This is a genomic window from Gemmatimonadota bacterium (assembly GCA_009835325.1).
GTDB lineage: Bacteria > JAAXHH01 > JAAXHH01 > JAAXHH01 > JAAXHH01 > JAAXHH01.
This window is the reverse complement of sequence record VXWP01000003.1, coordinates 1-10975: the sequence shown is the minus strand read 5'-3', so window position 1 is coordinate 10975 and position 10975 is coordinate 1. Positions and strand designations below refer to the sequence as shown.

The window sequence follows — 10975 nt, the reverse complement described above, 5'->3', positions numbered from 1 at the left end:
GCGAGGCCGGCGAGGCCGGCGAGGCCGGCGAGGCCGGCGAGGCCGGCGAGGCCGGTACGGATGCGGAATCCGGTACGGAAGAGGGCCATGTGGGCCAGGCGGACGATGCGGGCCAGGCGGACGATGCGGGCCAGGCGGACGATGCGGGCCAGGCAGATATCCCGGAGCGCACGGAATTCACCACCGCTGCCGGCCGTACGGTCTATGGAGACGGCGGCATTTCCCCCGACGTCGTGATCCCGGCCCCGAAACGCACATACCCCTTCGTGATCGGCAAGTACAGGGGATGGGTGCCTTTCGACAGGGCCTGTTTCGAATTCGCCAACGCCTACGGCGTATCCCAGGCGGACCGGCAGGACCTCAGGGATGATTTCGACGTCTTTCTGCGGGAGTTCCAGGTCGACGAAACAATGCTGGAAGCCTTCAAGTTACAGGTCCGGGACTCGGGGATATCTTTCTCCGACGAGGAGTTCAACGACGACCGGGATGTCATCGAACTCCAGCTGAAGCGGTCGCTCGCCCGGAATCTCTGGGGTGACGAGGAAGCCAGCCGCGTAGCCGCGGCCGGCGACGAGCAACTCCAGCAGGCCCGCCAGTTGTTTTACTCTCACGAAATGCTGGTACAGCAATAGCGTAAGTCGACAGAAGCTCGAGGTCTGACCGTGCCGAGTAAAACCACCCTTTCCACCTGGCACGCGCTGCGAAACCGGCTTCATGCGCTACGCAACCGAAGCCGGTGGATCGTCATCGTCGAAGGGCTGTTAACCGCCGGCGCGCTGATCTGCATCCTCGCGCTTTGCCTGGCCGCGCTCGAATCCTACCTGTATCTCGGCCGGGCGGTTCGCCTGGGCCTGATCGCAGCGGGGATCCTGCTCCTCGCGGCCTGGCCCGTCCGGCGCTGTCTGGACCGCCTGCGCAACGGTTTGTCCGACGAGGACCTCGCACGTCGGGTCGATCGTCAGTATCCCGACCTGAACGACCGGGTCACCGTGGCCCTGCAACTCGCCGAGCAGCGGCAGGCGGGGTCCAGTGCTTACAGGACCTCTCCCGCATTATTGGACGCGGCGGTATCGGATACCGCGCGGCACACCGAATCGGTGGATTTTAACGAAGCCGATCAGCGACACCGCATCGCCCGGTCCGCCAGGGGATTCGGCATTGCCGCGCTGCTGGCACTGATCGCGATGGCGGCCTTCGGCACGCCGCTTTCGGGCGCGCTGAACCGCCTGGCAAGCCCCCTGACCCATTTCCAACCTCCGCAACGCACGTTTCTGAGCGTTGCGCCGGGCGACGTGGAAGTAACTTCGGGCGGACAGGTCACGATCATGGCCGAAGCGTCCGGGGAGCGACCCGACCGGGCGGTTCTGCAACTGGTCTCTGACGACGGATTGCAGAATGCCGTGGAGATGAGAGTCACGTCGCCTGCATCCTACAGCCACACCGTGCGTGAGATCCGGGAAAGCCTGACCTACGTCATCGAAGCCGGAGACGCCGTCACCCCTCCCTTCCGAATCAGCGCCATAGACCGCCCGTTCCTCGGCGCGCTGCACCTGACCTATCACTATCCGGCCTATACCAGGCTGGCGCCCAGAACCACTACGGAAGGCGGAGATATCGTCGCGCTAAAAGGAACGAAGGTGGAACTGGCCGCCGTGAACGCGGGCCGTGACCTGTCGGAAGCGGAGATTTACCTCGAGCATGCGGACAGGCCGGTAACCATGGCTGTGGTAGACGACACGGCCGCGGCGCCGCTGACCGTGCGGTCCGACGGGCGGTACCGCATCTCGCTGCGCAACGCGGACGGTCACGAAAACGTGAATCCCGCCTGGTACCGGATCATCGCTCTGCCGGACCGCATGCCGTCCTTGCGGATCCTGTCTCCGGGCCGGGACACCGACCTCACGGAGAACATGGTCGTTCCGTTCCTGGTATCGGCCACGGACGACTTTGGATTCTCCGCCATGAACCTGATCCATCGCAAGGAACCCGAAGGCGAAGAGCAGGTCAGGCCTATCCCCGTGGACACGGAGTCCACGATGATGACGCAGCCCTTCGTCTGGGACCTGTCCTCAGAAAACCTCTTTCCAGGAGACGTGGTCTCCTACCGGATCGAACTTTATGACAACGACACGGTATCGGGGCCCAAACGGGCGGTTAGCCGAACCTACACGGTCCGGTTTCCGTCGATAGAAGAGATCTACGAACAGATCGACGATACGCAGGAGCAGCAGGTCACCGACATGGAAGACCTGCTGGATGCACAGTCAGCATCCAAGAAGAAGATAGAAGCGCTGAACCGGACGCTGGACCAGAAGGCACGGCAGGAGGCGGAAGGGGTTCAGACGCAGGAGTTGACCTGGGAGCAGAAGAAGGAAATCGAGTCCGTCCTGGCCGGCCAGGAACAGGCGACCGATGAACTCCTCAAGGCGGCCGAAGCGGTGAAGGCGGCCATGGAAACCCTGGAAGACCACGATTCGATGAGCCAGGAACTCATCGACAAGATGGACCAGTTGAGGAAGCTCTTCCAGGAGATTGCCACCCCCGAACTGCTGGAGGCCATGCGGGACCTGCAACAAGCCCTTCAGTCCATCGACGACGAGCAGCTGAAAGCGTCGATGGAAGCGTTCGAATTCGAGCAGGAGGAGTTCCTGAAACGCCTCGAGCGCAGTCTCTCCATTCTGAAGCGAATCCGGACGGAGCAGCAGTTGATGTCCGCCGTGCGTCAGACACAGGACCTCGCCGCCCGGCAGGACGAACTGCGCTATGCCACGGAGAATACGTCGGACGGCCGGGAAGTATCGGAACTGGCGGAAAAGCAGGAGCAACTGGGGAAGGATACGGGTTCTCTGCAACGCGGTCTCGAGAACCTGGCCGACGAAATGGAAGCGTTCCGGGACATGCCGGCAGAAAGCGTTCGGGACGCGTCCAGGGAGATGGAACGCCAGGAAATGACGGGTTCCATGGAACAGATCGCTTCGCAGCTCAAACTGGGCAGGATGCAGCAGGCGATGGAAGGCCAGACTGAAATGTCCCAGTCGCTATCCGCCCTGGGCCAGCAACTGCAGGAGATCCAGGACCAGCTCCAGGAAGACCGGATGCAGGAGATCGCGGAGGGCATGCGGCGCGCGATGCACCAACTGGTCGATCTCTCCGTCGGGCAGGAGGACCTCAACGAACGTACGCGTCAGCCGGGCGGGTCCGTTACCCGGATCGATATCCTTTCAGAGGATCAGCAGGGCCTCTCGGATGGCGCATCGCTCGTAACCAACGACCTCGTATCCATCTCCCGTAAGACGATGTTCATATCGCCGGCCATCGGACGAGCGCTGGGAGAAACACTGAACAGCATGGATCGCGCGGAGGGCCACCTGGCCGAACAGGAACGCGATTCCGCCGCCGAGGAGCAACTGGCTGCCATGGAGGCGCTGAACGAAACCGTGCTCGCCCTACAGCAGGCCATGCGCAACATGGCGAATTCCGGTTCGTCCTCCGGCATGATGGATCTCATCGAACGGCTGCAGGGCATGGCGAGGCAACAGAACGGGATCAACGACCAGATGAACCAGATGATGGACGAGTCCGAAGGTCAGATGGATCTGCAGACCCAGGCGCAGGTTTCCAGGCTGGCGGCTCGGCAGGAAACGTTGCGGAAGAGCCTGGAGCAACTGCGGCGGGAGCAACAGGTCAACCAGGACCAGGTCCTCGGACGGCTGCAGGAAATCGAAAAGGAGATGGAAGACACGGTTCGGGAATTGCAGCAGTACCAGATCGATCCTGCCCTTGTGGAGCGCCAGCAACGGATCCTGTCCAGGTTGCTGGACGCTTCCAGGTCCATACGCGGCCAGCGGCGCGAGGAGAGACGTAGGGCCGCCCCGGGCGAGGACCTGGCGACCCGCCCATCACCCGGCGATTTGTCCGACGACCTGACCCGGTTCGAACGCACTCTGCGTGACGACGTCCTGGGCCGTATCGACGAAGGCGCTTATCCACAGGAGTACGAAGCGCTTATTCGGGCCTATTTCCGCGCACTTTCCCACGTTCCGGTCGTGAACTAGGCGGTGATCTTGAATCGCATTCCCGAAGCGCTTCGCGGCATCGGCCCGCGACACATGCATTTCGCAAGCGGCCTGCTCGCCGTACTGTTGGCGGTTCAGGTTTTCCTGCCCTCAAGCGTCGAGGGACAGCTCAGCCGGTCCGCCGACCTTAACCGCCGGATCGAACAGGCCCGGAGCCTGGAACGCCTCCGGCAATATGACCGGGCCGCCGTCCTGTTCGAACGGGTGCTGAGGGACTATCCGGATAACCGGTCCGCCCTGAACGGCGCCCTCAGACTGTACTTGCGGCTGGAAGCCTTCGACAAACTGATCCCTCTGCTCGAAACGCACATCGCGAAGTCTCCCGACGATTCAAGATTGCGCGGCAGGCTCGCGGAAGCGTTTTTCGGCGCCGGACGGAACGACGAGGCCGAGGAATCGCTCCGAGACATGCTGGAACGCTTTCCGCAAAGCGAATCGGCCGTAAGCCAGATCGCGAATCTGCACCTCAGAAGAGAGGCGTACGACCGGGCCATACAGACTTACCTGGACGGCCGGAAGCGGCTGGGCAATCCGGAGGCTTTCGCCCTGGCGCTTGCCAGTGTCTATACCAGTGCGTTCGAAGTGACGGGCGCCGTAAGGGAATTCACACGCTGGTTGACCCAGCAACCCGGCCAGTCGCGTATCGTCAACGACCGGATCGACCTGCTCGCGTCGATCGGAAGCCAGGGACTCGTGGAACAGGCGCTGCGGTCGGCGGTGGCTGAACACCGGGACAGCAAGGCCGCCCAGGATCTGCTCGGCAGCTTCTTTCTCCGGTTCGGCAAGCCGGAGGATGCGCTGGCGGCGTACCGTGAAGCGGACCGGCTGGACGGGGACAGCGGGGAATACCTGGTCCGGTATGCCGATTGGGCGTTGCGGGAGGGGCACCACCGGGACGCCATCGATACGTACCGAGAGTTGATCGAGGCGGACGGGTCGGAGGCTCTGCGCGCCGAAGCGTATACCGGCCTTGCCCTGGCGTTCCGGGAGCAAGGCGGTATGGACGATGCCGCCGAGACCTACCGGCAGATCATCGCGCAGTATCCGAAAACGGAGTTCCAAGACGAGGCCATGTCCAATCTGGCGGACCTGCTCCTGGTCCATTACCGGGACGCGCCGCGGGCGCTCGCCATGTACCGTTCATTGCTGGCGGACGCTTCTGCGCCGGCGTACCGGGAGAAAGCCCGATTCGGCATGGCGGAATGTTACGTCGTCATGGGCAGCCTGGAGGACGCGATCGTCCAGTATAACGCCATCCTCGAGCCGGACGGCGAACCCATTGAAGCCGAGACCCGGGCGCGGACGCAATACCACCTCGGTGAACTGGCGCTGTTCCAGGACCGGCTGGACGATGCCCTTGGCCATTTACGGGAGACGGCGGACCGCTTTACGGGCAGTCCCTATGCCAACGATGCGCTGGCGTGGACCATCCTGATTGCGGAAGGCCGCCAGGGCGGAGACGGCCCGCTTTCCGAATACATCCGGTCGGTGCTGTTACGGCGCCAGTACAAGGACCAGGAGGCCCTGGAAGCCTGCAAGTCGTTTGCCTTAGAAAACGCGGAGAGCCCGATCGCCGACACCGTCATCCTGGACATCGGGATGTTGCTCGACGGGATGGGCAAGCCGTTCCAGGCCGTCGCGGCCCTGCAGGACCTGATCGAGCGGTATCCGGAGAGCCGCCGCGTCGCCGCCGCCCACTGGCGGATCGCGGAGATCTACGAAACTAAGATCGGCGACATCCCCCGGGCGCTCACCGAGTACGAGACCCTGCTCCTTTCGCACCCCGATCACTTCAGGAACGACGCCGCCCGCCGCAAGATCCGGGAACTGACCGAAGACCATCCCCCTGTGCCGTGACCATGTCCCGACCGCTTCACATTCACCTGGTGGCCGTTTGCGGCACGGGCATGGGCGCGCTCGCCGTGATGCTCAAGTCCCTGGGACACCGGGTCACCGGAAGTGACGAGAACGTATATCCTCCGATGAGCACGGTACTCTCGGAGCAGCAGATACCCGTGTACGAGGGTTTCTCCGCCGCCAACCTGGATCCTCGGCCGGACCTCGTGGTCATCGGTAACGCCGTTTCGCGGGGCAATCCCGAGGCCGAAGCCGTCCTGGACCGGAAGATCCGGTACGCATCCATGCCGGAGACGCTCAAGTCCTTCTTTCTGTGGGATCGCAAAGCGGTCGTGGTCACGGGTACGCACGGCAAGACGACAACGACGGCAATGCTCGCCTGGGTGCTCACCGAGGCCGGCTTGGATCCCAGCTACATCGTCGGGGGCGTGCCCATCAGCTGGCAGTCCGGCGCACGGCTGGGATCGGGCGACCTGTTTATCCTGGAAGGCGACGAATACGACAGTGCCTTCTTCGACAAGCGGGCGAAGTTTATACACTACCTGCCTGACACGGTGATCATCAACAACGTCGAGTTCGATCACGCGGACATCTACGATTCGATCGACGAGATCGCGCTTTCCTTCAGGAGGCTGGTCAACATCATTCCCGGAAACGGGTTGTTGATCGGCCCGGAAGACGACGAGCACGTCCAGGCACTCGCTTCCCATGCACACTGTGCCATCCATACCCTGGGCATGTCGTCAGGCGCCCGGTGGTCGGCACGCAACGTGTCCTTCGATCCCGGGGGCACGTCCTTCGACCTGTATGAACAGGACGAGCACCGCGCCCGGCTGTCGACGGGCCAGCTCGGCGACCACAATGTCAGGAACGCCCTGGCCGTGGTCGCCGCGGCACGCCAATACGGAGTGTCGTGGCCGGACCTGACCCGGGGTCTCGCGTCCTTTCCCGGCGTGAAACGACGTCTCGAGGTACGGGGCGAAGTAAATAGCGTTACGGTCTATGACGACTTCGCCCACCACCCCACGGCCGTCCGGGCCACGCTGGACGCGCTCAGCAAGGCCGCGCCCGGCCGGCGGACCTGGGCGGTGTTCGAACCCCGTTCTGCGACCACCATCCGGCGGAATTTCCAGGACGACTACGCCACCGCGTTCGACCAGGCGGACCGTGTGCTTATCGCGCCCGTCTATCTGCCCGAGAAGGCACCCCCGGGAAACCGGTTTTCGGTGGAAGAGCTGGTGGCGGGGCTGCGTGAACGGGGCGTGGACACCGAAGCCCTGGGCAACGTGGAACAGATCGTTTCAAGATTGGCCGGACAGGCGGAACCAGGCGACCGGATCGTGTTCATGAGCAACGGGGGCTTCGGCGGCATCCACGAGAAGACGCTGAACCGGCTGGAGCGCGGGGGCGCAGCGGAGTCGGGCTAGTCAGGCGGCGGCCGGGGTCAGGCGGCGACCGGGGTCAGGCAAATCTCGCGTACACCTCGACGTCAAAGAAGTTGCCGACAGCCTTGAACTGCTGCCGGAGCGTAGTCTCGTGGATGAATCCCGCGTGCTGTAGTGCGGCGGTCTTCGGGCCGTCGCCCGGTACGACGTGGCAGAGCACCTTGCGTCCGGCCGGCAGGAGAAAAGACTCGAGCAGTGGCTTCAACTGTGCCTTGAAAGCGGAATGAACGGTAAGGTCCAGTAGCAAGGTCTCACCGCGCCAGCGGATGTCGGGCACCAGGGTCGCGTAGCCCGCGACCGCGCCGTGCTCCGTGACCACCAACCGGACCTGGACATCCTCCTCTTCCCGCGTTTGCTTCATCAACCCCAGGTAGGCCCCCTCGAACATGCGCGGCCCGATATGTCCCAGTCCCACGTTGCGCAGATGTGGCGGACCGGCCTGGGCGCAGAGCACGTTCAGCGAAGGCCAGTGCTTCCAGTCCCCCGGGATTACCCGCGCTTCGCCGTCCTCGTCGACACGAAAATGCTCCGTCTCGAACTCGGCATTCCCCATATACTTCATGTGGCCCGATTCCGGCACAACGCTTCGGAAATCGAAGCCATGGTACAGGTAATAGGGATGGGTGTCGTAACCGGTGGACAGCGTCAGGTACCGGCCGCTCCGGGTTTTAAAATCGGCCATCTGCTCGGTCATGACGAGCCGGGCGATGCCCTTGCGGCGGTGTTCAGGCACGGTGTACACGTGGCTCAGGATGCCGATGCCGTCGTATTCGCTGACCATGATGTTGCAGACTGACCGGTCTTTCAGGCGGCCGAGATAGAACCGGGTTTCGAGGGGACCGACCCGGCCGGCGAAGACCTCGTCGAGGTGCCACTGCTCGTTGCTAGACTTGTGCACGAGGATCGGCCGGACGAGCGGCGCGTGGTCGGCCGCCATGTTGTCGTCCGACTCCTGATCGGCCGGCGCGTGGTCGCCGTTTGGCGCGTGGTCGCCTTTTGGTGCGTGGTTGTCCGGGGCAAGCACGACACCGATTTCAAGCGTCTCGCCCGTGCGGAGGGTCTTGTCAGCGATCGGTGTGTACATTTGGCAAGGGAGGACCGTGCGGGCAAGGAAACGGAACCAGGTTGCGGGCTTGAGTGAAGGCTTGTGTACGGGCCAGGACTAGGTCTGACCGGTGCGACCCAGCACGTAGCCGACGGCCATCCCGGACAACGCCACCTGAACCGTATCGATGACGACCTTGACCAGGGTACCGGTGAGGTCCAGCATCGTGGTCATGCCGAACAGGCTCAAACCGAGGAACAGGTGGAGAAGCAACCCGAAAACCGCACTGGTCCCGAGGGCCTTCTTCGCGCCGGTATGTCCCGTCCAGCTACCAAGGAGGACGGTCAGCAGCGCCCCCATGGCCACGGCGCCGAGCACGATCGTCCACACGTTCGGGCTGGACTTCATGACCACTTCGGGCGCCGTCACCGCGAATCCTTCAAACAGGCCGCCGAACAAAACACCGGTGACCAGGCCGAGTAACAGCACCATGACAGCGCCGGTTCCGGTCGCTATGGCGAATCTTCGTACAGACATACACTCCTCTGCCGGTAAATGCGCGTGCTGTCTTAAGGCGCCTGCATCAAGCCCGACTCAACTGTTGACCACGGCCGGGGATTCGGCGGTCCGATTCCTTCGCAGTACCATCCCGATCACGGCGCCCGCCAGGGCGACACGCACCGTCGTCAGTACGACGTCGAACAACGTCGCCTGCAGATTCATGTAGTTCACCGTGCCATAGAACATCAGACTGATCGCGAGACTCAACAGGAACCCGAAAACCGCACCGGTCCTGAATCCCGCAATCGCGCCGGATACGCCCGCCCAGCATCCGATTACGACACACAACAGGGCGGCCAGAATCAACTCGCTCAGGTAGATGAACAGCATTTCGGGCGGGTCTTTGGCCACGGCCCCCGCGCCTGGTTCGGCATTTGCCGCGAAGTACCCGGTGAATACCATCGCGTAGAGGATGAATCCCAGGACGAGCAGGACCAGCGTGCCGACGATTAAGGCAATCAGGAAACGTACTATACTCATTTAAGCTCCACTGAATAGAGCCTAATATGAACCTCATGGCCATCTAGGATCTCAGGCCCGCGTAAGCCGTTCGATCCTATCGATCAAGGTATCTACGTGCTCGGCCGTGTCCATGACGTGCAACGTGGCGCGGACTCCCCTGAAACCGCCCGCGGCGCCGACGGTACGGATGTAGATGTTCGGGCTGCGGTACCAGAGGCGCCCGACGATGAACGAAGGATCGAGGTCCTTGACGGAGAAGGATACGAGCGCACAGGACATCCTGGGATCATCGGATGCGTAGACGGTGACGCCGTCGATGGCTTTCAGGCCCTGGCTCAGGCGTTGGGACAGGTAACGGAGCCGGGCTTCGATGGCTTCGACCCCGAGTTTGTTGTGAAAATCCAGTGACGCGCCGATGGAGACCCGGTCCGAATAGCTAGAAGAACCACGCTGTTCGAGCTTACGGGCTCCCGTGATGGCCCATTCCGGGTTCATCGAACCCGTGTAAACCAGGGGATGTACACGGTCCACCATGTCGTTCCGGACGAACAGGAAACCGGTGTGCTGAGCGGCCAGCATGTACTTGTGGCCCGCCCCCGCGTACATGTCGCATCCCAGGTCCATCATGTCCATCTTCATCATGCCCGGCGGCTGGGCGCCGTCGATCAGGGTGATGATCCCGCGGTCTCGGGCAATCTCACAGATCTCCTTAACCGGCATGACGAAGCCGTCGGTATAATTGATGTGGCAGATGGTAAGGAACCTGGTCTTCGGCGTGATCCCGGCCGCCACGGCATCGACGACCTTCTGCGGATCATCCGGCGTACGGAAGCTCGGATCCGATATGTCCACCATCTTGAACTCCAGTCCGTCCCGCTTCGCACGGAAGGCCATCATGTTCTTCACCCAGCCGTAATCGTAGTTCGTGGTCAGGATTTCGTCGCCCCGGTTCAATTCCAGTCCCATGAAACCGAGCCCCATCCCGTCGGTAGTGCTGTTCGTAAAGGCGATTTCATCGACCTCCGAACCGATGTACACGGCCATCTTCCGCCGAATCTCGTCCATGCCGGCGAAACTATAGGTCGACCAGCACATGTTGGGATCGGAATTAACCGCTTCGATGGCTTCCACCTGCGCTTTGTGCACACTCACCGGCGATAGGCCGCGTGTACCGGAGTTCATGTAGATGACATTATCGCGCAGCATGAACTGGGCCGCCACTTTCTCCCAGTAGGGTTCGTCATCGGCGGCCGCGCCGCCGGGCGCCGCATCGGGCAGGTCGGGCACTGGCGCCGCTTCCGCATCCTGGACCGGGGACAACAGGGCCGATGCGCCGGCCACCCCGGCCGCGCCGGCCATCACGCTGCCGATGAATCCGCGGCGGGACAGGTTCCGGATCTTCTCGGAGTCCTGTATACGGGAATCGATTTTGATCGTGCCTTCGTGGTCAGACATGGGAAACCTCCGTCAGGGATCGAATCCATCCCTAATCGAACTCGATTAATGAAGAATGGTATTTAGTATATACG

Annotated in this window: 7 protein-coding genes; 3 read left to right on the top strand and 4 right to left on the bottom strand. The window is 62.6% G+C overall.

What is annotated here, in order from left to right; genetic code table 11:
* Positions 1–662 precede the first annotated feature (662 nt).
* The 3 genes from F4Z81_00345 to mpl are packed head-to-tail and all read left to right on the top strand — an operon-like array spanning position 663 to position 7360.
* Positions 663–4055: a hypothetical protein gene (locus F4Z81_00345; GenBank protein MXW03497.1), complete on the top strand. Its 3393-nt coding sequence runs from the start codon at positions 663–665 to the stop codon at positions 4053–4055.
* A 9-nt stretch (positions 4056–4064) separates the two neighbouring features.
* Complete coding sequence (locus F4Z81_00340) at positions 4065–5933, top strand: tetratricopeptide repeat protein (GenBank protein MXW03496.1); 1869 nt, start codon at positions 4065–4067, stop codon at positions 5931–5933.
* Between the two features lie 2 nt (positions 5934–5935).
* The gene (mpl, locus tag F4Z81_00335) at positions 5936–7360 is read left to right on the top strand and encodes a UDP-N-acetylmuramate:L-alanyl-gamma-D-glutamyl-meso-diaminopimelate ligase (GenBank protein ID MXW03495.1); all 1425 of its coding nucleotides are present in this window, start codon (positions 5936–5938) and stop codon (positions 7358–7360) included.
* A 34-nt stretch (positions 7361–7394) separates the two neighbouring features.
* On the opposite strand, the gene F4Z81_00330 is transcribed toward mpl, so the two are convergent.
* The 4 genes from F4Z81_00330 to F4Z81_00315 form a co-directional block, all read right to left on the bottom strand.
* Complete coding sequence (locus F4Z81_00330; protein ID MXW03494.1) at positions 7395–8462, bottom strand: GNAT family N-acetyltransferase; 1068 nt, start codon at positions 8460–8462, stop codon at positions 7395–7397.
* Positions 8463–8540: 78 nt separating this feature from the next.
* Complete coding sequence (locus tag F4Z81_00325; protein MXW03493.1) at positions 8541–8960, bottom strand: hypothetical protein; 420 nt, start codon at positions 8958–8960, stop codon at positions 8541–8543.
* A 57-nt stretch (positions 8961–9017) separates the two neighbouring features.
* Entirely contained in the window at positions 9018–9464 is a 447-nt protein-coding gene (locus F4Z81_00320) for a hypothetical protein (protein ID MXW03492.1), read from the bottom strand.
* A 51-nt stretch (positions 9465–9515) separates the two neighbouring features.
* The gene (locus F4Z81_00315; protein MXW03491.1) at positions 9516–10901 is read right to left on the bottom strand and encodes an aminotransferase class V-fold PLP-dependent enzyme; all 1386 of its coding nucleotides are present in this window, start codon (positions 10899–10901) and stop codon (positions 9516–9518) included.
* Positions 10902–10975 lie beyond the last annotated feature (74 nt).